The sequence below is a fragment of the Desulfotomaculum sp. OF05-3 genome (genome assembly GCF_003435535.1).
Taxonomy (GTDB): domain Bacteria; phylum Bacillota; class Clostridia; order Lachnospirales; family Lachnospiraceae; genus Pilosibacter; species Pilosibacter fragilis.
The window spans coordinates 83,580-107,940 of record NZ_QWGO01000008.1; the positions used below are offsets into that span (position 1 = coordinate 83,580).

21 protein-coding genes are annotated in these 24,361 nt (G+C 50.4%); 9 read left to right on the forward strand and 12 right to left on the reverse strand.

What is annotated here, in order from left to right; translation table 11 throughout:
* Nucleotides 1-21: 21 nt before the first annotated feature.
* Nucleotides 22-1,038 carry a ParA family protein gene (locus tag DXA87_RS06375; RefSeq protein ID WP_015552884.1) on the reverse strand — a complete coding sequence of 339 codons (1,017 nt, stop codon included), beginning with the start codon at nucleotides 1,036-1,038 and terminating at the stop codon, nucleotides 22-24.
* 94 nt (nucleotides 1,039-1,132) lie between these two features.
* Nucleotides 1,133-1,516: a hypothetical protein gene (locus DXA87_RS06380; RefSeq protein ID WP_117503594.1), complete on the reverse strand. Its 384-nt coding sequence runs from the start codon at nucleotides 1,514-1,516 to the stop codon at nucleotides 1,133-1,135.
* A 563-nt stretch (nucleotides 1,517-2,079) separates the two neighbouring features.
* On the opposite strand from DXA87_RS06380, the gene DXA87_RS06385 reads away from it, so the two are divergent.
* From DXA87_RS06385 to glgB, 4 genes are all read left to right on the forward strand, one after another.
* Nucleotides 2,080-2,415, forward strand: a complete 336-nt coding sequence (locus DXA87_RS06385) for a metalloregulator ArsR/SmtB family transcription factor (protein ID WP_015552883.1) — start codon at nucleotides 2,080-2,082, stop codon at nucleotides 2,413-2,415.
* A 179-nt stretch (nucleotides 2,416-2,594) separates the two neighbouring features.
* Nucleotides 2,595-2,825 carry a YaaL family protein gene (locus tag DXA87_RS06390; protein ID WP_117471201.1) on the forward strand — a complete coding sequence of 77 codons (231 nt, stop codon included), beginning with the start codon at nucleotides 2,595-2,597 and terminating at the stop codon, nucleotides 2,823-2,825.
* Nucleotides 2,826-2,830: 5 nt separating this feature from the next.
* Entirely contained in the window at nucleotides 2,831-4,168 is a 1,338-nt protein-coding gene (locus tag DXA87_RS06395; RefSeq protein ID WP_117503595.1) for an alpha-amylase family glycosyl hydrolase, read from the forward strand.
* 3 nt (nucleotides 4,169-4,171) lie between these two features.
* Nucleotides 4,172-6,109, forward strand: a complete 1,938-nt coding sequence (gene glgB, locus DXA87_RS06400; RefSeq protein WP_117503596.1) for a 1,4-alpha-glucan branching protein GlgB — start codon at nucleotides 4,172-4,174, stop codon at nucleotides 6,107-6,109.
* A 245-nt stretch (nucleotides 6,110-6,354) separates the two neighbouring features.
* On the opposite strand, the gene DXA87_RS06405 is transcribed toward glgB, so the two are convergent.
* The 6 genes from DXA87_RS06405 to DXA87_RS06430 form a co-directional block, all read right to left on the reverse strand.
* Nucleotides 6,355-6,714, reverse strand: coding sequence for a DUF1667 domain-containing protein (locus DXA87_RS06405; protein WP_117503597.1), 360 nt, complete (start codon nucleotides 6,712-6,714; stop codon nucleotides 6,355-6,357).
* Between the two features lie 3 nt (nucleotides 6,715-6,717).
* On the reverse strand, nucleotides 6,718-7,986 hold the full coding sequence (locus DXA87_RS06410) for an FAD-dependent oxidoreductase (protein ID WP_117503598.1): 1,269 nt from the start codon (nucleotides 7,984-7,986) through the stop codon (nucleotides 6,718-6,720).
* Nucleotides 7,987-8,003: 17 nt separating this feature from the next.
* Complete coding sequence (locus DXA87_RS06415) at nucleotides 8,004-9,440, reverse strand: NAD(P)/FAD-dependent oxidoreductase (protein ID WP_117503599.1); 1,437 nt, start codon at nucleotides 9,438-9,440, stop codon at nucleotides 8,004-8,006.
* A gap of 209 nt (nucleotides 9,441-9,649) precedes the next feature.
* Complete coding sequence (locus DXA87_RS06420; RefSeq protein ID WP_117503600.1) at nucleotides 9,650-10,363, reverse strand: MIP/aquaporin family protein; 714 nt, start codon at nucleotides 10,361-10,363, stop codon at nucleotides 9,650-9,652.
* Between the two features lie 188 nt (nucleotides 10,364-10,551).
* Nucleotides 10,552-12,048 (reverse strand): glycerol kinase GlpK, encoded by a 1,497-nt coding sequence (glpK, locus tag DXA87_RS06425; RefSeq protein WP_117503601.1) that lies wholly within the window; start codon nucleotides 12,046-12,048, stop codon nucleotides 10,552-10,554.
* Between the two features lie 88 nt (nucleotides 12,049-12,136).
* A complete protein-coding gene (locus DXA87_RS06430) occupies nucleotides 12,137-12,706 on the reverse strand; it encodes a glycerol-3-phosphate responsive antiterminator (protein WP_117503602.1) in 570 nt (189 codons plus the stop codon).
* Nucleotides 12,707-13,381: 675 nt separating this feature from the next.
* Between DXA87_RS06430 and DXA87_RS06435 the strand changes: the two genes are divergently transcribed.
* A complete protein-coding gene (locus DXA87_RS06435) occupies nucleotides 13,382-14,077 on the forward strand; it encodes a response regulator transcription factor (protein ID WP_015552872.1) in 696 nt (231 codons plus the stop codon).
* Nucleotides 14,078-14,088: 11 nt separating this feature from the next.
* A complete protein-coding gene (locus tag DXA87_RS06440) occupies nucleotides 14,089-16,383 on the forward strand; it encodes a HAMP domain-containing sensor histidine kinase (RefSeq protein WP_117503603.1) in 2,295 nt (764 codons plus the stop codon).
* A 79-nt stretch (nucleotides 16,384-16,462) separates the two neighbouring features.
* Here DXA87_RS06440 and DXA87_RS06445 read toward each other — a convergent pair whose 3' ends face one another.
* The 3 genes from DXA87_RS06445 to DXA87_RS06455 are packed head-to-tail and all read right to left on the reverse strand — an operon-like array spanning nucleotide 16,463 to nucleotide 20,163.
* On the reverse strand, nucleotides 16,463-17,587 hold the full coding sequence (locus DXA87_RS06445; protein ID WP_117471187.1) for a M20 family metallopeptidase: 1,125 nt from the start codon (nucleotides 17,585-17,587) through the stop codon (nucleotides 16,463-16,465).
* A gap of 48 nt (nucleotides 17,588-17,635) precedes the next feature.
* Nucleotides 17,636-18,991 (reverse strand): MATE family efflux transporter, encoded by a 1,356-nt coding sequence (locus tag DXA87_RS06450; protein ID WP_117503617.1) that lies wholly within the window; start codon nucleotides 18,989-18,991, stop codon nucleotides 17,636-17,638.
* Nucleotides 18,992-18,996: 5 nt separating this feature from the next.
* Entirely contained in the window at nucleotides 18,997-20,163 is a 1,167-nt protein-coding gene (locus DXA87_RS06455; RefSeq protein WP_117471186.1) for a M20 family metallopeptidase, read from the reverse strand.
* Nucleotides 20,164-20,496: 333 nt separating this feature from the next.
* Between DXA87_RS06455 and larE the strand changes: the two genes are divergently transcribed.
* Nucleotides 20,497-21,327: an ATP-dependent sacrificial sulfur transferase LarE gene (larE, locus tag DXA87_RS06460; RefSeq protein ID WP_117471185.1), complete on the forward strand. Its 831-nt coding sequence runs from the start codon at nucleotides 20,497-20,499 to the stop codon at nucleotides 21,325-21,327.
* Nucleotides 21,328-21,497: 170 nt separating this feature from the next.
* Here larE and DXA87_RS06465 read toward each other — a convergent pair whose 3' ends face one another.
* On the reverse strand, nucleotides 21,498-21,752 hold the full coding sequence (locus DXA87_RS06465; protein WP_117503604.1) for a hypothetical protein: 255 nt from the start codon (nucleotides 21,750-21,752) through the stop codon (nucleotides 21,498-21,500).
* 121 nt (nucleotides 21,753-21,873) lie between these two features.
* Between DXA87_RS06465 and DXA87_RS06470 the strand changes: the two genes are divergently transcribed.
* Both DXA87_RS06470 and DXA87_RS06475 read left to right on the forward strand, forming a co-directional pair.
* The gene (locus DXA87_RS06470; protein WP_158553035.1) at nucleotides 21,874-23,088 is read left to right on the forward strand and encodes a metallophosphoesterase; all 1,215 of its coding nucleotides are present in this window, start codon (nucleotides 21,874-21,876) and stop codon (nucleotides 23,086-23,088) included.
* Nucleotides 23,089-23,148: 60 nt separating this feature from the next.
* Nucleotides 23,149-24,324, forward strand: a complete 1,176-nt coding sequence (locus tag DXA87_RS06475; protein ID WP_117503606.1) for an amidohydrolase — start codon at nucleotides 23,149-23,151, stop codon at nucleotides 24,322-24,324.
* Nucleotides 24,325-24,361: the final 37 nt, after the last annotated feature.

A 24,361-nucleotide genomic window follows, 5' to 3' on the forward strand; every position in this document is an offset into this window, starting at 1 on the left:
TCTGCGCCCGCAGCATCTGTTTCAGCTGTCCCATAAGTTCCTCTGTCCTTTCAGCAGACTCCTCACAAAATCACCCATATCCCCCCACAGAAGTTCCTGGGGAAAATGCTCCATTCTTCTCCCGCCGGTCACCATCGGCACATGGATCTTCTGGATCTTTTCCATGACCGCGCCGTTTCCCACTGCCTCCAGGTATTCCTCAAACTCCCGCATTTTTTCTGCAGAAAACGGGTCCTCCCGGATCGGCGTGTAGATCACCTGGCATTTTTCCAGTAACGGCAGCGCATCCCGCCCGTAATCCCCCACATCGAGAACCAGCGTCGTATAATTTCCTTCCTGCAGGATCCGTTCCAAAAGATCCGCCATCTCCTGCACCGACAGCTGCGTATAGTCCTGTGGAATGCGGATCGGCGGGATCCACGCCATGTCCCCCAGATAATAGACGATAGAATTCAGCCGGATCACATGAAAACGATCCTGTTTATAGTAGTAGATGAGGTCAGAAAGATCACGTTTCCACCGCTCATTTAAGAGTCCTGTAAACCCCGTAAAGGTATCCAGTGTCACAAACAGGACCTTCTCCTCCTTAGCAAGGATCTGTCCGATTGCTAACGCCAGGCATGTCTTCCCGCATCTTCCGATGGGCGAGTAGACTCCGATGATCCGCCTGGACTGCCCCATAGCTCCAGCAGTATTGGGCCTGATCCCCGGAATCTCACTGTAGGCAGCCATCACCTCCCGGATAATATCGTCCCCGGATTGGAACTTATAGATCTCCTTTCCAGAATCCATCTGCTTCTCTGTCTCCTCAGACATATAGATCTTCTGGGCCGACGGGATTCCGGAAATATCCCCGGAATCCGTCCGTTCCCCCGAGAGCAGAACGTCGATCTCATGCTTTTTCGCGTACTCCGCCAGCTTTTCCTTTGAAGTAAAGGCCTGAGCGGTAAAAACTCCCTTTTCCTTTCGGTTTACATAATCAGACAACCGTTCCGCATACCTGGTATCCGCGTCATAAACCGCTATCAGCTTTTTCATGTCTTCTCATTTCCTTTCCCCCGCCGGAATCAGACTCCGGCATACGTTCAATCAGACCGCTAAGCAGTCCTGTAAGATATGCGTTCCCGTCTCTTTACTGGATCAGTAAAAACAGACAGTACCCCGCAAACAGATACGGCCCCAGCCGTAAAAGACTTTCTTTTTCAAAATACCCCGGATATTCCGTAAGCCGCCCTTTCATTCCCGTCTCCACCGCAAATCTGGCGGCCCGCTCCAGGCGGAACCAGACAGTTCCCTGCTTGATCATCCGGTAAGACGCCGCTGCGGCAGCAAAGACCATTCCAAGACCAATTACAAGCATGCCATCCCAGACTCCCAGAAATCCAGTGACTACTCCCATAAGCTTGATATCCCCCGCGCCGATGGTCCGGCACAGGAAAAACGGGTAAAAGACCGCGCATGTCCCCACAAACCGCAGGATAAATGATCCAACCTTGATAAACGCCAGAGTCACCAAAGGCTGCGCCCCCGACGACTTGTTGCTTTCTACAAAAGCAAGGACTATTCCAGCCGCGATCCCTGCTATGATCTGAATGTGAAAGATCTTTCCTTTCTTTCAGTCTGTCACCGCTGCGGACAGCAAAACTGCAAACAATACCACGATAAGATCACCTCCCACACAGCCATCTTTTCCAATCACCTTCCCCGGAGAACAGAATTCTCCCGAAAGGATCAAAAAAGAGCCTTTTCCCAGTTACTGCAATTCAAAAATCAATACGTTAAACGGATTTCATGCCCTGAATCCGGGCATCCGGCGAAGCTGCCGGTCATACATCTGCTATCTAGAAATGAAGAACTCATTTCTGAATGTGCCCCTATTATCTCTGAATTTTGGCCAAAAGTCAATTTCAGTTTCGTAAAATCAAGGTGCCATTTTTCGTCAAATTTTACCAAAAAATATTATGTCGCCCATCATTTTCCAGAAATGTTGAACAATTCATTGACGCAATTCAGGAAAAATGGTAAAATGCAATTAAGTTTAAATTTTTAAACCAAAACATTCCGGAAAGGAGAGAATTCATGATCTCAGAAAATCTTCTGGGCGATATCTTTGAAGAGTGCATTCCTTTATTTATTGCGCTCGGTGACCGAACAAGACTGACGATCCTGCAGTGTCTCTTTGAGACACAGACCACTGGTGAAGGACGGATCCCCGGCTTAAATGTCAACGAGATCACGGACCGGACAAGTCTCTCCCGTCCAGCTGTTTCTCACCATTTAAAGATTTTAAAAGATACCGGCCTGATCGATGTTTTAAGAAAAGGCGTGTGCAATTATTATTATCTCACAAACAAAAGCGCCATCGACAAGCTCGGTCGTCTGAAAGAAGAGCTTGAAAAATATCCGGAATCCTGAATATTCCGGGTGAATGATCCTCATACTACCAATTACAGAAACTTCTGGTTTTCTCCACAGACAGACGCGCCGCGATCCGGCAAAGCCTATCTGTGAACAAAATTCGGCAAAACAGCCTTCGGCCGCCTGAAACAGACTGCTGTTGGCACTATCCGTAAAGGAATTGGGGTATGATATTTATGTTTTTTTCGAAAAAAAATGCTTCCAAACAGGCTTACCGCCGGGAAACAAATGAACTGAAGCGCCAGATCGAGCTCAGCAAAACGGCGATCTTATCCGCCCAGAACCAGTTCGAACAGGTCGTTGACCCGACCTTAGTCGACTGCTATATCTATGAGCTGAACGCCGCGCAGCTCCGGTATCAGTTTCTTCTCCGCCGCCTGAAAAAACGGGAGCTTCAGGAGGTCTGATAACCATGCATACCTGGTACGAACAGGCTGTCTTTTACCATATTTATCCCCTTGGACTTTTGGGGGCAGAAAAAACAAACACGCTCACAGAGACCGCCCACCGGCTCACGGAGCTTGAGTCCTGGATCCCGCATATCAGCGACTTAAATGGCTCCGCGATCTACATCGGACCGCTCTTTGAGTCCTGCACCCACGGCTACGATACAAAAGATTTCCGTCTCGTGGACCGCAGACTTGGTTCCAACGAAGATTTTGCCCGTTTTGTGCGCCGCTGCCATGAAAACGGAATCCGCGTTGTAGTGGACGGCGTCTTCAACCATACCGGACGTGAGTTTTTCGCTTTCCAGGATATCCGCGAAAAGCGGGAAGCTTCCCCGTATAAGGACTGGTACCGCGGCGTAAACTTCGGCTGGGGAAGCCCTTTGGGTGACCCATTCGGCTACGAGGCCTGGCAGGGACATTTCGAGCTCCCCTGCTTAAATCTCTGGAACCCGGAGGTCCGCCAGTATCTGTTCGACTCGATCCAATTCTGGGTCGACAACTTCAATATCGACGGGATCCGCCTGGACTGCGCGAACGTCCTGGATTTCGGATTCATGAAAGAGCTCCGGGAAAAGACCTCCGCCATGAAACCTGATTTCTGGCTCATGGGCGAGGTGATCCACGGCGAATATAACCGCTGGGTGAACCCGGAAATGCTGCATTCCGTGACAAACTATGAGCTTCACAAGGCGCTCTACTCCGGTCACAATGACCACAACTACTTTGAGATTGCCCACAATGTGCGACGTCTGGAGGCTGTGGGAAGATCGCTTTACACCTTTGTGGACAACCACGACGAGGACCGGATCGCAAGTAAATTAAACAACCTGGCAAACCTGTTTCCGGTGTACCAGCTTCTCTTCACTCTCCCCGGAATTCCTTCTGTCTATTATGGAAGTGAGTGGGGAATTGAAGGAAAGCGCTCCAGAACATCCGATGAAGTCCTTCGCCCGGCACTCAACCTGTCTGACATGCATGGAAAAGCTCCGGAGCTCGCGTCCCACATCGCGGCACTCGGAAAAATCCACACAGAAAATGACGCGTTTCACAACGGCTCCTACAAGGAACTTCTCCTCACGAACCGCCAGTATGCTTTCAGTCGGTCCGGGGAACATGGAACCGTGATCTCCGCTGTCAATAATGATGAACAGCCGGCATCCATCTCGATCCCGCTGCCATGCGCAGCCTCAGATGTTGTATCCCTGCTGCCCGGAGAGATCCCATTCTCCCTCGAAAACGGCAGACTTTCCGTCACGCTCCCGGCAAACGGCGGCGCGATCTTTAAACTTCAGGAGGTTTAAGTGATGACAAGAACAAAGAAAACTACGGCTCCCGCAAAAACAAAGGAGATCGGTCTCGGTTTCATCACCGAACTGGACCGCTATCTCTTCGGACAGGGGACCCATTATAAAATCTTTGAAAAACTCGGTGCACATCCAAAGACTTATAAGGGGAAAGCCGGAATGTACTTTGCCGTCTGGGCTCCCCACGCAAAGGCCGTCAGCGTTGTGGGCGATTTCAACGGCTGGGATCCGGACGCCGCGCCGATGTCCCCGTTAGCTGACTCCGGAATCTACGAGGCGTTTATTCCCGGCGTCGGTCTCGGAGAACTCTATAAATTCGCGATCACCACACAGGAGGGAATGATCCTGTTCAAGGCTGACCCGTATGCGGTCCATGCGGAATTCCGTCCGGGAACCGCTTCTATCACAGAAGACATTAACGGCTTCAAATGGGATGACGCAGCCTGGATGGAGACAAGAAAAAAAGCTGATCCTGTGAAATCCCCAATGGCAATCTACGAGGTCCATCTCGGTTCCTGGCGCAAGAAAGACCGTCCACAGAAGGAAGGTTACTATACATATATGGAAGCTGCCCACGAGCTGGCTGATTATGTAAAGAAGATGGGCTACACCCACGTAGAACTCATGGGAATTGCGGAACATCCATACGACGGTTCCTGGGGCTATCAGGTTACCGGCTACTACGCGCCGACTTCCCGTTACGGCACTCCAAAAGAGTTCATGTACTTTGTGAACTACCTCCACAAAAAAGGGATCGGTGTCATCCTTGACTGGGTTCCGGCCCACTTCCCGAAGGATGCCCACGGACTTGCCGACTTCGACGGTCAGCCGCTCTATGAATACGCAGATCCGCGAAAGGGCGAGCACCCGGACTGGGGCACAAAGGTCTTCGATTACAGCAAAAATGAGGTCAAAAACTTCTTGATCGCTAACGCCCTCTACTGGGTAGAGAACTTCCATGTTGACGGTCTCCGCGTAGATGCCGTCGCATCCATGCTGTACCTGGATTACGGCCGCAGCGATGGAAACTGGGTTCCGAATAAGTACGGCGAGAACAAGAACCTCGAAGCCATCGAGTTCTTCCGCCATTTGAACAGTGTCCTCACCGGACATCTCACCGGTGCCATGATGATCGCTGAGGAGTCCACCGCATGGCCGGGTGTCACAAAACCGCCGGAAGAGGGAGGTCTCGGCTTCACCTTCAAGTGGAACATGGGCTGGATGCATGATTTCCTGGAGTACATGAAACTGGATCCATATTTCAGAAAATTCAACCACAATAAGATGACATTCGGCATCACCTACGCCACCAGTGAGAATTATATCCTGACGCTGTCCCACGACGAGGTCGTTCACCTGAAGTGTTCCATGATCAACAAGATGCCGGGCTTAAATGGTGACAAGTTTGCGAATCTGAAAGCAGGATACACCTTCATGATGGGGCATCCGGGAAAGAAGCTCCTGTTTATGGGCCAGGATTTCGGTCAGTATCATGAGTGGGATGAGAAGGTTTCCCTCGACTGGTATCTCGCCGACGAGCCGCTTCACAAAGACCTGCAGAAATATTACAGCGACCTGCTGCATGTATACCAGAAATATCCGGCACTGTGGCAGCTGGATTCCGACTGGAACGGTTTCCAGTGGATCAACGCCAACGATGGTGACCGCAGCATCTTCAGTTTTATCCGCCGTGATGAGACGGGCAAGAAGAATCTCTTATTCGTCATTAACTTTACACCGGTTGCACGCGACGATTACCGGGTAGGCGTTCCGAAGTCCGGAACCTACTCCCTGATCCTGGATTCCGAGCATGGGCTCTACAAGCGCGGCGAGCATGCGTTCTCCGCCCGCTCCAAGAAGAGCGAGTGCGATGGCCAGCCATACTCCTTTGCGTATCCGCTGCCGGCGTACGGGACTGCAATCTTTAAGTTCAACTAAAAATATATATTTTGCAAGGAACACATCCGTCCTGGATCCACTAAAAACAGATTCAGGACGGATGTTCTGATTTTCACAAGCAGCACACCCAGATACATATTTCAGGAAATTTTGACGCATGTAGCTTTGTTGCAATTTTCCTAATAAAAAGGCACTGCCCGCCTCCCATTCTACTCAGAAACGGTAAGCGGACAGCACCCTAATCATCACCTATATTTCTTGCATTTACTGACCTTTATTTTCTCTTACACCACATTCTTCGTCGCCACAACATCAACTCCCGTTCCGGCAACGTCCTTCATGATCACATCCCCGATATGCACCGGAGCAGCAACCTCGACTGTCTTTAACGCTTTCACACAGTCAAAGATCTTTCCCTTCGGGATATCTTCTTTCGTCTTCACCGACACCATGTCGATACTTCCGCCGGATACCCGGACTGTGGAAGTCACGATCCTCGTCGGGTTTGTCACTTCTTTCCGTCCATAGATCTCGCCGCGCTTACAGGTATTTCCCGTCACGCTTACGACCTCACCGCCGTCCATCGTTACGACAAGAGGACAGCCCATCGGACAGCCGATACATGTTAATCTTCTTTCCTCCATCGTCTATGCCTCCTCGATTTTGACCGTGATCGTCTCAAGATCCGGATATTTCAAAAAATCTGCCTTTTTGAATTTCAGTTCCTCCATCTCCCCCGGTGCCACGACCGGACGTTTTCTGTGGATCACACGCTCGTCACCGAAATACGCACTCACATAGCAGTTCTTATAAACACCGCCGACACGGAAGCGGACGGTCAGCTCCTCGTCCATTCTCGCCGGATCGATGGTTCCAGGAACTGTGTAGCGCACACCTTCGATCGGCTTTAAGACGATCTCATGTCCGCCGGACGGACGGTTCTCGCCCTGTTTCACATAGGCCGCCGCATTCTTTCCGGCAATCGCCGCCTCCTCAGATACAAAATCCACGAGATCATGGACATGAAGCACATTTCCGCAGGCGAAAACTCCCTCAATATTCGTCTCAAGACTTTCATTGACCTTCGGTCCGGATGTTACCGGATTCATGTCCACACCCATTCCACGGGAGATCTCATTCTCCGGGATCAGTCCGACGGAGAGAAGCAGCGTATCACAGCTGTATTCCTCTTCCGTTCCGGGAATCGGCTTTCCTTTTCCGTCTACCTGAGCCAGTGTAATTCCTTCCAACCTCTCTTTTCCCTTGATGTCCACCACCGTATGGCTCAACTTTAGCGGAATTCCATAATCATCGAGACACTGGACGATATTTCTCTTTAATCCGCCGGAATACGGCATCAGCTCCGCAACGACTTTAACCTTCGCGCCCTCAAGCGTCATTCGTCTCGCCATGATGAGTCCGATATCTCCGGAACCTAAGATCACAACTTCGCGTCCCGGCATATATCCCTCAATGTTTACAAGCCTCTGAGCCGTTCCCGCGGAGAAAATTCCCGCCGGGCGGTATCCGGGAATATTTAAAGCTCCTCTCGACCGCTCTCTGCATCCCATTGCGAGGATCACTGCCTTCGCCCGGATCTCGAAGAGACCTTCTTCCCGGTTCATGGCCGTCACGATCTTCTGCTCACTGATATCCATAACCATAGTGTTCAGTTTATACTCGATATTTAATTCTTCTGCCTGTTTAATAAACCGTCCCGCGTACTCCGGACCCGTAAGTTCTTCCTTGAAGGTGTGGAGTCCAAAGCCGTTATGAATGCACTGGTTTAAGATTCCGCCCAACTCCCTGTCACGTTCCAGGATCAGAATATTCTCGATTCCGTTTTTTTTCGCGGAAACTGCAGCGGCAAGACCCGCCGGTCCGCCTCCGATGATCACAATATCATACGATTTCATGCTCTGACACCTCCCTTTTATAACGAATCCTTATTGATTCCCTTGACGATCTGCGAGTTTCCACCGGATTTTGTGATCTCAAACATGCTCTTATGGCATTCTCTCGCAAGGATCTCCATAGTTCTCGGGGAACAGAATCCTGCCTGGCAACGCCCCATTCCGGCTCTCGTTCTGCGTTTTACTCCGTCTAAGGATTTTGCGCCTAAAGGTCTTCGGATCGCATCGATGATCTCGCCTTCTGTAATCATCTCGCATCGGCAGATAATATTTCCGTACTCTGGTTTTTCCTTAATTAACTGGATTCGTTCTTCCTTACTTAAAGTATTCGGATTCAGAACACCTTTTCTCGTCGCGATGAAGTTCTCTTTTTCCTTGAGATCCATCTTCTCTTTCAGGATATCCGCCACCATCTCGCCGATCGCAGGGGAGCTTGTCAGGCCCGGAGACTCGATTCCTGCACAGTCGATAAAGCCTTTCGCGTCCTCCAGCTCACCGATCAGGAATTCATGTCCGTCCTCATGGGCACGGAGTCCTGCGAAGGAAGTGATCACCTGGCGCATCGGAATGTTCTTCACATTCATCTCTGCCTTTGTGATAACCTCATTTAAGCCCTCTCTCGTCGTGTTCGTTCCCTCTTTATTCTCGATATCGATCGCTGTCGGTCCCACTAATAGATTTCCGTGGATCGTCGGTGTCACGAGAACGCCTTTTCCGTATTTCCCGGGAAGCGCGAATACCGTATGGCTCACGTGGTTTCCGGCAGTTTTATCGAGCAGACAGTAATCTCCACGTCTTGGGGTGATGTGGATCTTCTTTTCGCTCACCATGTTGTGGAATTTGTCTGCGTAGACACCCGCCGCGTTCACGACATACCGCGTCTTATACGTGCCCTTGCTTGTCCGGATCTCCCAGCCGTCTTCCACCGGTCTTAAGTCGGTGACCTCCGTATCAAAATGGAATTCCACGCCGTTCGCGTTGGCATTCTCCGCCATGGCGATATTTAAGTTAAACGGACATACGATTCCGCCCGTGGGCGCATAAAGAGCTGCGCATGCCTCATTGGAAATATTCGGCTCCATTGCCCGGAGTTCTTCCCGGTTTAAGATCCTGAGACCCGGAACTCCGTTTGCGATTCCTCGTTTATAAAGAGCTTCAAGCCCCGGCATCTCGTCTTCATGCAGGCAGACTACCAGTGAACCATTTCTCTTAAACGGAAAATCCAGGTCCTTCGACAGTTGTTCCATCATTTCATTTCCGCGTACATTGAGTTTTGCCATCAGGGAGCCTTCTGCCGCGTCATAGCCCGCGTGGACAATAGCGCTGTTTGCCTTGGAAGTACCGCAGCAGACATCCTCCTCTTTCTCCAGCACGCAGATTTTTGCCTGATAGCGCGACAATTCTCTCGCAGATGCTGCCCCGGCTACTCCTGCTCCGATTATGATCACATCATACATTTACCATTCACTCCTTTACATCCTGTCTCTTTTAGAAGATTTCCGCCATATCCCACTTGGGAATCCGGCGGTGTCCGTCCTTAAGAGAAAAGAGCCCGCCAAGTAAACGCATACCCTTATGCGGTTATCCTGTCAGGCTCTCTCATCTCATGCCACAATTATCTGATTATTAAGCTGTACTGCACCGGGCACAGCCCTCTGTTTTTATCCTACCACGGAATCGCTCCATAAAGGAGAACCGCCACGATCGCGCCGATGATCGGTCCAACGATCGGAACTACAAGACCGTAAGAGAAGTTGGAATCGCCTTTGCCCTTGATCGGAAGGACTGCATGTGCAAGACGAGGTCCTAAGTCTCTTGCCGGGTTGATCGCGTAACCGGTAAGTCCGCCGAGGGACATACCTACGGAAACGATGATTCCGAATACGAAGAGTTTATCAACACCTGTGGAAAGTCCTGTTACATTGCCGATACCTTTGATCGCGAAAACGAGGATAAATGTACCGACTGCTTCGCTTAAAATGTTTAATCCAGTGTTCGGGATCGACGGTCCTGTACAGAATACGCCAAGCTTTGTTGCCGGATCTTCTGTCGCATCAAACTGTCCCTTGAAGAGCAGATAAACGATCGATGCGCCGACAAACGCGCCTGCCAGCTGTGCGATCACATATCCGGGCACCATGGACCATGCGAAGCTTCCCTCTACTGCCAATGCGATCGTGAGCGCCGGGTTGAAGGACGCGCCGGAAGCTTCTCCGAAGATAAATGCCGGCACCAGAACTGCAAGGCCCCATGCCAGTGTGATCTGGACAGCTCCTGCACCTTTCATTCCGGACTTGTTGAGGTTTACGTTTGCAACAACACCATCACCGAGGATGATAAGCATCATGGTTCCAAGAAACTCTGCAATATAAGGCAGCATAAAAAATCCCCCTTTTTGTTGTTTTAGGCACCTCCGGCTTTCGTTCCCCTCAAAAGCCGGAGATAGTTTTCTGCTTTTTCAAAACTTTCTGATTTGTTCCTGTAACTTCGGATGATGATTCCCATTCAAGTCCATTCTTTACAAGCCGCACGTCTTACCCGAAACTTTTTCCTCATTTAATATCTGGTTTAATCTTCTTTTGCCCAGCCGTAAGCGTATTTCACAGCCTTGTTCCAGCCACGGATACGTTTCTCTCTCTCAGCAGCCTCGATCTTCGGCTCAAAGGTCTTATCGATCGCCCAGTTCTTGATAACGTCTTCCTTGCTGCTCCAGTAACCAACCGCGAGACCTGCAAGATAAGCGGCACCCATAGCTGTCGTCTCTACGCACTGCGGACGGTTCACCGGCGCGTTGATGATATCGGCCTGTGTCTGCATTAAGAAGTCGTTGGCACTTGCGCCGCCGTCAACCTTAAGAGCCGCAAGCTCGATACCGGAATCTGCCTTCATCGCTTCCAGAACATCGTTTACCTGATATGCGAGAGATTCCAGAGTCGCGCGGATAATGTGGTACTTATTGACACCACGGGTGATTCCTACGATCGTTCCGCGCGCATACTGATCCCAGTGCGGAGCTCCGAGACCTGTGAATGCCGGTACAACATAGCAGCCGTTCGTATCCTTTACTTTCTTTGCCATGTACTCGGAATCCGGTGCGGAATCGATAATTCTTAACTCATCGCGGAGCCACTGGATCGCAGCGCCTGCAACGAAGATAGAGCCCTCAAGAGCGTAGTTGACTTTTCCGTCTAAGCCCCATGCAATTGTTGTAACAAGACCGTTCTTTGAGAAAATCGGCTTCTCACCGGTGTTCATCAACATGAAGCAGCCGGTTCCGTATGTATTCTTTGCCTCGCCAGGATTGAAGCAGGTCTGTCCGAACAGTGCGGACTGCTGGTCACCAGCAGCTCCTCCGATCGGGATCGGTCCGCCGAGGTAAGACGGATCTGTCTCGCCGTAAATGCAGCTTGACGGCTTCGGCTCCGGGAGAATGCACTTCGGGATATCGAGTTCCGCTAAAATCTCATCATCCCACTGCAAAGTATTGATATTGAAGAGCATTGTACGGGATGCGTTGGAATAGTCTGTGACATGAACCGCGCCCTTTGTAAGTTTCCAGATCAGCCATGTCTCAACCGTACCGAATAACAGCTCGCCCTTCTCCGCTCTTTCTCTCGCGCCCGGTACATTGTCAAGCAGCCATTTTACCTTTGTGCCTGAGAAGTATGCATCGATCACGAGGCCTGTTTTCTCCCTGAACTTGTCGGTCAGGCCTTTTTCTTTTAAGGTGTCGCAGTATTCCGATGTTCTGCGGCACTGCCAGACGATCGCGTGATGGATCGGCTCTCCGGTATTCTTATCCCAGATGATCGTTGTCTCACGCTGGTTTGTAATACCGATCGCCGCGATGTCCTCTGCGGTGGCACCGATCATGTTCATCGCCTCTACGGCAACACCCAGCATACTTGCCCAGATCTCGTCTGCATCGTGCTCTACCCAGCCCGGCTTCGGGAAGTACTGGGTAAACTCTCTCTGCGCTACACTGCACATCTCACCTTTTTCGTTGAACAGGATACACCTGTTGCTGGTTGTCCCCGCGTCGAGTGCCATTACATACTTTGCCATACCAATTCCTCCTTCAATATAGTTTTTCCCATGCTTTATCTCAACTGCCCTTTTCCCGGCGTTGAAACAGCTTGTGTTATTAGTCTATTCACAGCTTCCAGACTTCATGATTCGTAGATGAAACTGCCATCGCTCCTGCTGAGAGGGCGCTCATAACGGATTCCTTCTCGGAAATCAGTCCACCCGCGATGATCGGCGCTTTCGACACCTTACACATCTTTGAGATGACCTGTGGCATGATCCCCGGAAGAACTTCGATATAATCCGGCTTCACCTGATGCTGCTGCTGTCTTAAATTTTCATACGCCATGGAATCCAGTAAAAAGCACCTCTGGACCGTTATGAAATTCAGTTCATTTCCCCTTCTGATCAGTGGGACCTTTGTACTAATAATCCCGTCTGCCTCTGTCGACATTTTAATGAAGTCCACCACGATCTCCTTGCTGCTTAAGCCCACGATCAGGTCTACATGCACGATTGCGATCTTCCCAGCGTCCTTTAGGCGTTTTACGATCGCCCGGATCGTACAGATATCGCCGAACAGGACGAATACCACTCGGATCTCTTCCAGAGAACAGCAAAGTTCCAGATCATCCATGTTTTTGATCGCTGCGATGATCGGGTTTTCTTCCAGTGCCTGATAAAAATTATGTTTCACTAAACTTTTCCCCATTTCTCAAAAAGAAAAGGAGCGCACCAAGCAACAGCTAATCGTTAGCTGATTACATTTTGCTCTCCTATCACGGCTTCTTTTTTAAGTTAACTCAATCATAGCACATTGCACAATTATTATCAACCATTTCGCGTTAAAATATGTATTTTGTACAATTCTCACAAAGTTTTCTATATTTTTTTATTGTTTTAACCTCTTGCGCGATTATTTATTCTTTTATATTACAACATTATACACAAATTTTTACGTTCGTATTTTTTTACCTATGTCACTATATTGAATCGCCGCGTCGCATCAAAAGCTTTTCTGAGCTGAAAATTTTGTACAATACAATAACCCCTTTGTTACTTTTCATGGGTAGGAATTTTCTGAACTGAAAATTCCGTATGATACCGTTATGGCCGCGGATTTTGCCGATTCGGAATGCGAAGCATCGGCAAAATCCTGTTACAGTGCGCGGGCATAGAGTACCCGTGTACTGTAACACCCCTTTACATATCTACATAAAAATTTAAGAACGTTCCTTATGTTTTTGCATCATTTTTATGCTATACTGAATTATGATATATTTTTTCTTTGATTTGATTTTTTCGTAACTGGAAACATGGTCAGTTACGATTTTTCATCTTTTATTATGTCTGATATGAGGAGGAATCGATTATGCCAACCATTCTCGTCTGCGATGACGACAAACAGATCGTAGAAGCGATCAATATTTATCTGACCGGCGAAGGTTTCAATGTAATTAAGGCCTACGACGGCTACGAAGCGCTGGAGCTTCTGGAGAAGAATGAAGTAAACTTAATGATCGTGGATGTCATGATGCCGGGTCTCGACGGGATCCGCACCACACTTAAGGTCCGCGAGACCAGCAGTATCCCGATCATCATCCTCTCCGCGAAATCCGAGGATACCGATAAGATCTTAGGGTTAAACATCGGTGCTGACGACTACATTACAAAGCCGTTTAACCCATTAGAGCTCGTAGCCCGCGTGAAATCCCAGCTCCGCCGCTACACCCAGCTCGGCAATTTGAACCAGCAGGGCAGCTCCCAGGTCTACAAGTGCGGCGGACTGATGATCAACGATGAGAACAAGGAAGTTACCGTCGACGGAGAGCCGATCAAGCTGACACCCATCGAGTACAACATCCTGCTTCTTCTCGTGAAGAACGCGGGGAAGGTTTTCTCTATTGACCAAATTTACGAAAAAATCTGGAATGAAGACGCAATTGGTGCAGATAACACTGTTGCCGTCCACATCCGCCATATCCGCGAGAAAATCGAGATCAACCCGAAAGAACCCCGCTACTTAAAGGTAGTCTGGGGCGTCGGCTATAAGATCGAGAAACAGTAAGGAGAGTCCAGATGGCAGAAAAAAAGACAAACTCATTTTTCAAGCGTCTCGTCGGCTTCCTTCACTTTCTCTTTGCCTGCGTGACACTCGTCGGAATCGGGTTCATGTATTTAAACAGCAACTACGGCCGGGGTCTCGACTGGATCAAGACGGAGACCTTTGAACAGTCCCCGGATTTCAGCAAAAAAGTCCAGGCAGATATCACAAATATCTTCGATTATGTCCAGTATCAGGATATTTTCGAGGTAAACGGTGAGGTCGACTACTCCCAGGTCGTCCTGGAAGTCACCACGGGACCTGGCGGTGAGAAATCCTACACTCTGGACGATATTATCCAGTACGGAAAATCCCTGGGCTACTACATGGACGAGTCCGACAACTACGCGTTAAAGGGTGGTCCGGAGACTCTGTCCGAGGAAGACCAGGAACAGGTCTATGTCCGCTACCGCTGCTACCAGTCTGAGGAAGACTTAACGAGCCCGGATCAGTCTTTCTCGACGATGCCGGACCTGACGTATGAGATCTTAAGGCGTTTCTCTTCCTACTACTCGATCTACTCGAGACTCATGAGCGACTTTACGAATCTCTATTTCCGCGTGGCGTACTACTCAAAAAATAATGCGATCTATGAGATCCATACCAACGCGCCGGAGATGTCCAACGATGACATTATGGCCATGGGAAGATATATCTACTATTCCGGAGACTCCAACGACCTTGCGGTCCGGACGAACTTCGAATCCAACTTTCCGAGTATCCCGGCACTGATGTCGAAAAATAACCCGTACAACGGCAACAGCTACTATGTGGTCATCGGTCTCGACACATCCTATAAGGCGAACGATGACTATGCCCAGGCATATACCGCCTATAATAAGTCCCGCGTGAATTTCTCCAACGGACTTTATATTACGATCGCGGGACTTGCCGGTTCCCTCGTGACCTTCGCGTTCCTTCTGTTCCTGTCCGGACATGCGTCGATCTCTGACCGGACCATCACGCTTTACCCGTTTGACCGGACAAAAACGGATTTCATGCTGCTCCTGATGGCATTCGTGTCCTACCTCTGCATCCACATCATGGCGCCGGTGACATCAAAGCTCCTGCACCTGGTAGTGACATCAGATTACTGGGACCGCGCGAACCTGCTGGTGGCCTTCGGATACCTGTATTTCTGCGTCATCCTGACCTTCTTCAGCCTGATCCGCAGATACAAGGCGGAGACACTCTGGAAGAACAGCTTTCTGCATGATCTTACAGAAACACTCTCCGAGAGCACGTTCCGCTACCGGATCACAATAGGCTTTGTGCTGTATCTTGCATACAACGTATTCATGATCACCGTGGGGGCATTCATGATCTTCCATCATGAAAATTCCGTTTTCCAGTTCATGCCGTTCATCTTCGTGATGATCGCCTGGATCGCCGGAAACCTTCTGGTATTCTACTTTATCTACCGGAATGCGGACCAGACGGACAAGATCCATGCCGCCATCGAAAAACTCGCCTCCGGGGAGACGAGCTACAAGGTGGATGTCAATGATTTCTCGAATCTGGAGGCGGAACTCGCCGAAGGACTGAACCGTATCAGTGACGGTCTGGAGACAGCTCTTGCCGAACAGGTAAAGAGCGAACGCCTGAAGGCCGACCTGATCACGAACGTGTCCCACGATATCAAGACACCGTTGACCTCCATCATCAACTATGTGGATCTCATCAAGCGCCAGCACATTGAAGACCCGACGGTTCAGAAATATCTGGAGGTTCTGGATCAGAAATCCCAGAGGTTAAAGACACTGACCGAGGATCTTGTGGAAGCTTCCCGCGCAAGCTCCGGAAATATCAAGCTGGAGATCACAAATATCGATTTCGTGGAACTTGTCCAGCAGACGACTGGAGAATTTGAGGAAAAATACGCGATCCGCCATCTGGAGATCGTCAACACACTTCCGAACGAGGTCATCATGATCGAGGCAGACGGACGAAGGCTATGGCGTGTCCTTGAAAACCTCTATAATAACGCTTTCAAGTACGCGTTAGAGGGAACCCGCGTCTACGTCACGATCGAAGACCATGGCGCCGACGTTGTGTTCACGATCAAGAATGTGTCCGCGAACCCGTTAAATATCAGCCCGGATGAGCTCACCGAGCGTTTCGTCCGCGGTGACGTCTCCCGAACCACCGAGGGAAGCGGACTTGGGCTTTCCATCGCGAAAGACCTGACAACTCTTCAGGGCGGAAAGTTCGAGCTGATCATCGATGGCGACCTGTTTAAGGCGCAGATCACGTTTCCGATCAAAAACTAAATAGCTTCTTATAAACAGAGAGCGTACCACCTTTTTTAGGCAATACGCTCTCTGTTTATATCTTATGTATTGAAATCTCTCAGATCGTCAGCACAAACGAAGCCAGCATCGCGATCCTCGGAATATACTGGTCGATCAGGATGTACTCGTTTGCGGAGTGGGCCCCGTCACCGGCTGCGCCGAGACCGTCAAGGGTCGGGATACCCATAGCAGATACCTCGTTTCCATCGCTGCCGCCGCCCACAAACTGATGGGAAAACTTAAGCCCGACCTTCTCGCCGCAGATCTTCGCCTTCTCGAAGAGCGCCATGTTCGCCTCCGTCTCCTCCATCGGCATCTTGCTGTCACGTTCGATGACTTCCCTTGTGGTTCCCGGAACCGTCGTCCTGATCTCGTTGATCGCCTTGCGGACCCTGTCTCCCTCGGCGGCTGTCTTTACGCGGCAGTCGATCTCGATCTCTGCCTCGGCCGGGACAACGTTCGGTTTTGTACCGCCACTGCAAACGCCCACATTGACGGTAGTTCCAGCCTCGTAATCTGTCAGTTTCTGGATCGCGAGGATCTCATGTGCCAGCTCCTCGATGGCATTGATCCCCTCTTTATGGGCATTTCCCGCATGGGATGCCTTTCCGTGAATCCTTACGGTAAAACGGACAAGGCCTTTTCTTCCTGTCTTTAAATCTCCGTTCGCTGTACACGGCTCGCAGACAAGCGCCGCCTTCGCGTCCTTCGCAAGCTCACAAATGATATCGGTAGACTCAGCACTTCCGGTCTCCTCGTCACCGTTAAAGATGAATTCCAGCCTCTTTCCCGGATCGATCCCAAGATCCTTATATGCCTTTACAGTCCAGATCGCGGAAATAAGTCCGCCTTTCATGTCATAAACACCCGGCCCGTGGAGCCCATTTCCTTCTGTATAATACTTCAGCGCACCGATGAGATGTACGGTGTCATAATGACCGATAAACAGGATCTTCTCCGTACCCTTTCCATACTGGAACCGCACCGGACAGTGTCCGTTCTCCGCCTCGTAGACAAAGCAGTCCTCTCCTGTGCGCTCCTTGATCAGCATGACCAGCTTTTCCCGCACCTTTGCCAGAGCCTCAATATCTGAAGTGCTGGCCTCTGTCAGGACCAGAGATTTTAAGTCCTCAAAGATCTCCGTCTCATGTTCTTTTAAGTAAGCAAGTATTTTCTGTTCCATGATTTCTGTCCTTTCTTCTGTAATTGATACTGTATACCTATCTATATCTTACTTCTTTATCACGCGGACCTTCTTCCATTTTCCTGTCAGATACCATCCAAACGAGATCACATAATTCGCAGCCCAGCCAAGGGGAACCGCCATCCATGCTACCTGGATTCCATAAATCGGTGCAAACAGGTTCGTCACGCTGACACGGATCGCGAGATTCACGAGGTTTGCCACCGTAAATGCCGTCACATCACCTGCGCCGCGGAGCAGACCGTCCGTGGATGCCTTGAGGCCGATAAATGAGTAGAAAAACGATAAGAACTTCACATAACTGAGTCCCACCGAATACGCCTCACTGCTGCCGCTGTCAAGGAACAGGGACACGAATGCGCCTCCTGCCAGCTGGTACATCACGCAGAGCACCGTACCCGCCGTCAGGACGATCACATAGCACATCCGGTAACCTTCCTTCACCCGGTCGATCTTTCCGGCCCCCATATTCTGGGCTGTGAAGGTTGACATGGCATTTCCCATGGCGAGCATCGGCACGATGCTTAAGGACTCGATCCGCATGCCCGCGGAGTATCCGGCGATCGCCGTGGAGCCGAAGCTGTTGATCACAGACTGGACCAGCAGGATTCCGATATGGACGATGGACTGCTGCAGTGTGGACGGAACGGCGATCTTCACCATGGAGACCGCCATTTCTCCGCTGTAGAGACGCACCGGTTCCTCGGCAGGATACCCCTTTAGCTTCCGCATCAGAAGCAGGAACGAGATCACCGCCGAGATTCCCTGTGCGATCAATGTCGCCAACGCAACGCCACGGACGCCCTGCTTGAAAATGATCACGAGGATCATGTCCAGCACGATGTTTAACAGGGAAGAAAAGATCAAAAGGTACAGCGGCTTCTTTGAATCTCCCAGTGCGTTGAAGATCGATGCCTGAACGTTATACATGAACAGAAACGGCAGTCCGAGAAAGTAGATCGCCAGATACAGCGCCGCATCCGAGAAAATATCCTCCGGTACGTTGACGAGATTCAGGATCCGATTGTTGAACAGGAGCCCCACTGCTGCCAGAAACGCCGCAATCCCAAGGAAATTGAACATCGTTGTGTAGACTGCCGTCTTCATCTTCGCGAGTTTTCCCGCTCCCAGAAACTGGGAGATCACCACGGAGCTTCCGATTCCGCCGCCGATGGCGATGGCAATAAAGACGTTCGTGATCGCATAGGATGCGCCAACCGCCGCTAACGCCTGTTCCCCGACGAATTTTCCTACCACTACTGAGTCCGTGATGTTGTAAAACTGCTGAAAAAGATTTCCGAGTATCATCGGAAGCACGAAGAAAAGCAGGGATTTTCCCGGATTGTCCGTCAGCATGTCATATTTTTTTCTTGTCTCTTTCATGTCTGTCAAAACGTAATGATGGAAGCCAACGCCAGTTTCGCTCTGGAAAACAGTGTCTCAGCTACCGCATACTCCTCCATTGAATGATTGTTCGCGCCCTTGACGCCCATGGCGCAAACTACCGGAACGCCTTCCGCCGCAGCCAGGCAGGAATCGGACCAGCCGCCAACTTTCTTTGTCTGCAGCTTTCCGTAACCGATCATGTCTGCCGTCTTCTGGACATGGCGGAAAAGTTCCAGATTTTTCTCCGATACCGGCATTACCGTGCTCGGCTTCGTCCAGGTCACATCTGCCGTCGTATCCGGGACAGTTCTCGTCTCCGCAATCTTTTTGATCGCCTGAAGTGTTTCCTCAAGGCGTTCAAAGCTGTCGTAGCGGATGTCGATTCCAACCTCACAGGACGCAGCCACTGCGTTTGCAACCGTTCCGCCCTGAATCACACCTACATTCACAAAAAGTCCATGTTCAAAGTCATGAAGCTTCTGGATCTCGATGATCTTATGCGCCATCTCCAAAATCGCGTTTCTTCCGCGCTGCGGATCATTTCCAGCGTGGGCCGCGACTCCGTGAACGGTGAGTGTCACACGGCAGGAACCTTTTCTTCCAACAACGAGTCCGTCATCGATAAATCCCGTCTCAAAGTTGAATGCCGCCGCGCATCCCGCGCAGAGTTTCCGGATCTCTGACTCCGCATTTGTCTGACGGTGTCCGTTCTCCTCATCTCCCGCAAAGACAACGCGGATCGGGCGTTTCCCATATCCGTACTCATGGAGCGCCTTTAAAACGTAGACAACGATCACAAGTCCCGCCTTCATATCCAGAACTCCCGGTCCGTGGGCATTTCCGTTCTCATCGATGCGGAACGGATTTTTCTCTAACGTGCCTTTCGCAAATACCGTGTCCATGTGTCCGATCAGGACGATGGGCTGGCCTGCTGCCTCTTTATTCCATACACCTGCCAGGAGGTTTCCGAAACGTTCCATCGGGATCACAGCTGTCTCCACTCCGGCACTTTCCAGTTCATCCTTTAAGACCGCACCTACCCGGTCAACGCCCTCTTTATCCGGGGTTCCGCTTTCGATAGAAACGATCTTTTCCCATAGCGACAGCATCTCGTCCCTGTGACGGTCTATATACGCGGATGTCTTCACGATTAGTCCTCTGTCTTCCATAGCCTGCATCCTCCTTGCCATTTTATTCATCTATGATATAACAAACATACTGAAATGAAAATACTGAAAATCTATAAAAATCGGGAATTCCGCCTGACGGTAACGCCTTCCCGGTTACAAGCTTGACTTCTACGTCTCTGCGAATTATAATGAGTGAATTAAACCTACCAATTTGCTATGAAGATATGACCACCCGTACGAGACTGCTAAGATAAACGCTCCGCGAGGATGCGCAGTGATTTTGATAGAAATATGTCAGCTTCTCTGACCAGAATCACGCGGCAAGTCTCACGGACGTTCAACTTGAGAATATGAAAGGACGGAGAATTCCTTATGAACAACACGATCAACGTTTCCATAGACTGCGTTCCGGCCGCACTCCGGGAATTTTTTGCGGAGCATTCTACCATCGCTCTTGCTTTTTCCGGCGGAACGGATTCCTCTTATCTTCTCTATGCCGCAAAGGCCTGCGGAGCAAATGTACATGCTTACTATGTCTCCACTCCGTTCCAGCCGCAATTTGAGTTAGATGACGCGAAGCTTCTCGCTGAATCATTACACGCGGACATGACGGTCCTGCCCTTTGATGTGCTGACGGATAAAGTCGTAAAGAGCAATCCGAAAGACCGCTGCTACTACTGCAAGAATCAGGTATTCGGCGGAATCCTGAAAGCCGCAAAGGAGGACGGCTTTACCGAGATCATGGACGGAACGAACGCCTCCGATGACGCCGGTGACCGCCCGGGCATGCGCGCTTTAAAAGAAATGAAGGTACTGTCCCCGCTGCGCCTTTCCGGAATAACAAAAACGGCACTCCGGGAATATTCCCGAAATGCCGGATTATTTACATGGAACAAGCCCGCCTACGCCTGTCTTGCGACGAGAGTTCCGTCGGGAATTTCCATCGAAGCTTCTGTATTAAGGGATGTGGAATGGGCGGAGAAATCCCTCTCCGACCTTGGATTCCGCGATTTCCGCGTCCGCGTGTACCCGGATCCCGCTGCCGCAGACCCAAAGGCCGATGCGCCGTGGTGCGCAAAACTCCAGCTCACCGAGGACATGATCCCGAAGCTTATGGAGCAGCGGAAGGAGATCTGCGCGCTCTTAAAGCAGAGATTTACGGATGTGACACTGGATCTTGTGGCGAGAACACCGTCGATGTAGGGAACGTCTCCCACATCTGTACATCAGATCTAATGCTCTGTATACGCAGATCGGCTAAAGTCTATAAAACAGGGAACGAGTATAACCGGCTTAACTTCACCGGTCATACTCGTTCTTAAAATATTTTCACCCCGAAAACTTCCGGGCCTTTTTGTATACAGGATTCCTCTCTATGTCACCTCATTCAGCCAGGCTACTGCCGCTTTGATCCCGTCCTCGCTGAACTCAAATTCCTGATACGTCTTTTTTTCATCTTCCGTCACAGAAAAAATAAACGGCCCCGGCCAGGTGATCGCCTGGATCTTATCCGGCTCGCCTTCCTCTCCGCTGATCTTCCGGATCATAAAATTCGTTCCCTTTTCACTTCCGGTAAATGTTGTCTTCTTTAAATATGGAATGGAGATCATTCCTGTCAGCTCGATCATAACAACCTCTTTTCTTCTTTTCCATTGCAAATTGTTAAAGTGTTCGCTATACTTACACCATAAACCACCGTACAGGAATCATTATACACCATTCCTGTCCACGAAGCATCAGGAGTATCTCATGTTAGCTGTATTTTTATCTCCGGTCTACCTGTTATTTCAGGCATACATTCTTTTATGGCTCTACGCCTGGGCGGATTCCTGCTCCCCGGCGCTTCATTCACTGTTTTTCAGGATCCCTGTCACAGTCCTCTATCTATTTTTTGCCGTCAGCCCGCTGACCGGATTTCTGATCACAAAAGAACCACTTCACCATTTTCTCCGGGTGATCAGCAACTACTGGCTCGGCACTCTGGAATATATCCTGCTTTTTATCATCACCTTCGACGTGATCCGCCGTGTCACCGGCCATTCCTTCTTTATGAAATACCGGTACCCGGCCATGCTGCATACCATGCCGAAAAATCTCGTGATCTTTGGCGGCTTTGCCATTGGCCTGATCCTTATGGTCAGCATTTACGGTGTCCTGCATGCAAGACGGGTCTATGTGCGGCAGGATCCGGTCGTCATCGAAAAGAGTTCTTCTCTTCCGGGACTTAAGATCGCCCTGATCGCGGATCTTCACCTTGGATACAACTCCACGAAGTCCCATGTAAGAAAGATCGTAGACACCATTAACTCCCAAAATGTCGATCTCGTCTGCATTGCCGGAGATCTCTTCGACAATGATTACAACGCGATCAAGGACCCGGATGAGGTGGCTGACATTCTATCCGATATCAAGAGCCGGTACGGCACATACGCCTGCTGGGGCAACCATGACGTAAGCGAGAAGATCCTCGCCGGATTCACATTTCCACAGAAGGAAACGATCGTCCGGGACGGGCGGTTTACGGAATTTCTGCACCACGCCGGTATCACGATGCTGGAGGACGAGACCGTCTGCATCAATAATGCATTCTATCTTGTCGGCCGCCGGGATAAGGATATGGCAAAAAAAGAACAGCTCCCGCGGAAAACCTTTGCTGAGATCACCGAACCTCTCGATCCCTCACTTCCCATCATCGTCATGGATCACCAGCCGGGAGAATTGTCAGAAGCCTCCGATGCCGGTGTCGATCTGGACCTCTCCGGCCACACCCATGACGGTCAGATGTTTCCGGCAAACCTTGTGGTCCATTTTCTCTGGGAAAACGCCTGCGGAGTCCTGAAAAAGGGGGCTATGACGTCTATTGTCACCTCCGGTGCCGGTGTCTGGGGACCGGCGATGCGGGTCGGGACTAACAATGAAGTCGTGATCGCAAATGTGTCGTTTGATCCAGCCACAGACCAATAAGCTGTTGTTCCAATAAGTTGTTCCTATAAATAGTATAAACGAGAAAAACGGAGGTTTTATATGAAAGAATTTGTCAAGTCCATCACAAGCCCCTATGAAAAAGAACTGATTGAAACACGCCGTTACCTGCATCGACACCCGGAGCTCTCCTTTCAGGAGACAGGCACTGCCGATTACATCCGCAGCACCCTGAATGCCCTGGGCGTCCCACTGATGGAAGGGATCTCCGGAACCAGCACGGTCGCTGTCATAAAAGGCGAAAAAACCGGTCCATGCATCGCGTTCCGCGCGGACATCGACGCGCTCCCGGTGGAGGAAGAAAATGATCTCCCATTTAAGTCCGAGGTTCCCGGCGTTATGCATGCCTGTGGACACGATATCCATACCGCAGTCCTTTTAACCTTCGCAAAGGTCCTCACAGCCCATCCGGAGCTTGTCCGTGGAACTGTGAAGCTGATCTTTCAGGCAGCCGAGGAAAAGCTCCCGGGAGGCGCTAAGGCGCTCTGCGAGGAAGGTGCCATGAAGGATGTCGATCTCATCTATGGTTTCCACTGTGCTTCCGCGTTTCCGCTCGGCACCATCGCCGTGACTCCCCGGGCGTATTCCGCAGCGATCGGTATTTATGAAGTGAAGATCCATGGAAAGGGCGGTCATGGCGGTTATCCGCAGAATGCCCTGAATCCGGTCCCCGTGGCCTGCATGGTCGGATCTGCTTTAAACCAGATCCTGGCTGAAAAAAAGAATCCGCTGGAAGGCGGTGTTCTTACGGTTTCCTATATAAATGGCGGCCAGTATCCGAATATCATCACGGATACCGTGACTCTCGGCGGCAATGTCCGCACTTTAAACAATGACCTGATCGACAAAGTCTTTGACTCCATCCACTCCATCAGCAGGGGGATCTGCGCCGGATTCGGCCTCACCTGCGATGTGACCACGACTCTGGGCTATCCGGCAGCCATCAACGTGCCGGAGGAGATCGAAACGGTCCGCAGTGTCACAAGAGACCTCGGATATACCGTCTACGAACGCCCGGATGCCCTTGGCGGTGAGGATTTTGCCTACTATCTTCTTGAGAAGCCGGGTGCCTACTTCCAGATCGGAATGGCTGATCCCGAACGCCCGATTACCTCTTCCCCGCACCATAACTGCCATTTCCAATTAGATGAGCGCGGAATTTCAGAGGCGCTTGAGATGGAGCTTGGTCTGTACCTGCGCGTGACAGGACAGATGTAACCGTATAGAAAAAGCGGCTGTCATATCGGCAAAGCTT

Coding starts and splice junctions, on each gene's coding strand:
- DXA87_RS06375 (WP_015552884.1), bottom strand. CDS start 1,038: ATGAAAAAGCTGATAGCGGTTTATGACGCGGATACCAGGTATGCGGAA.
- DXA87_RS06385 (WP_015552883.1), top strand. CDS start 2,080: ATGATCTCAGAAAATCTTCTGGGCGATATCTTTGAAGAGTGCATTCCT.
- DXA87_RS06390 (WP_117471201.1), top strand. CDS start 2,595: ATGTTTTTTTCGAAAAAAAATGCTTCCAAACAGGCTTACCGCCGGGAA.
- DXA87_RS06395 (WP_117503595.1), top strand. CDS start 2,831: ATGCATACCTGGTACGAACAGGCTGTCTTTTACCATATTTATCCCCTT.
- glgB (WP_117503596.1), top strand. CDS start 4,172: ATGACAAGAACAAAGAAAACTACGGCTCCCGCAAAAACAAAGGAGATC.
- DXA87_RS06405 (WP_117503597.1), bottom strand. CDS start 6,714: ATGGAGGAAAGAAGATTAACATGTATCGGCTGTCCGATGGGCTGTCCT.
- DXA87_RS06410 (WP_117503598.1), bottom strand. CDS start 7,986: ATGAAATCGTATGATATTGTGATCATCGGAGGCGGACCGGCGGGTCTT.
- DXA87_RS06415 (WP_117503599.1), bottom strand. CDS start 9,440: ATGTATGATGTGATCATAATCGGAGCAGGAGTAGCCGGGGCAGCATCT.
- DXA87_RS06420 (WP_117503600.1), bottom strand. CDS start 10,363: ATGCTGCCTTATATTGCAGAGTTTCTTGGAACCATGATGCTTATCATC.
- glpK (WP_117503601.1), bottom strand. CDS start 12,048: ATGGCAAAGTATGTAATGGCACTCGACGCGGGGACAACCAGCAACAGG.
- DXA87_RS06435 (WP_015552872.1), top strand. CDS start 13,382: ATGCCAACCATTCTCGTCTGCGATGACGACAAACAGATCGTAGAAGCG.
- DXA87_RS06440 (WP_117503603.1), top strand. CDS start 14,089: ATGGCAGAAAAAAAGACAAACTCATTTTTCAAGCGTCTCGTCGGCTTC.
- DXA87_RS06445 (WP_117471187.1), bottom strand. CDS start 17,587: ATGGAACAGAAAATACTTGCTTACTTAAAAGAACATGAGACGGAGATC.
- DXA87_RS06450 (WP_117503617.1), bottom strand. CDS start 18,991: ATGAAAGAGACAAGAAAAAAATATGACATGCTGACGGACAATCCGGGA.
- DXA87_RS06455 (WP_117471186.1), bottom strand. CDS start 20,163: ATGGAAGACAGAGGACTAATCGTGAAGACATCCGCGTATATAGACCGT.
- larE (WP_117471185.1), top strand. CDS start 20,497: ATGAACAACACGATCAACGTTTCCATAGACTGCGTTCCGGCCGCACTC.
- DXA87_RS06465 (WP_117503604.1), bottom strand. CDS start 21,752: ATGATCGAGCTGACAGGAATGATCTCCATTCCATATTTAAAGAAGACA.
- DXA87_RS06470 (WP_158553035.1), top strand. CDS start 21,874: ATGTTAGCTGTATTTTTATCTCCGGTCTACCTGTTATTTCAGGCATAC.
- DXA87_RS06475 (WP_117503606.1), top strand. CDS start 23,149: ATGAAAGAATTTGTCAAGTCCATCACAAGCCCCTATGAAAAAGAACTG.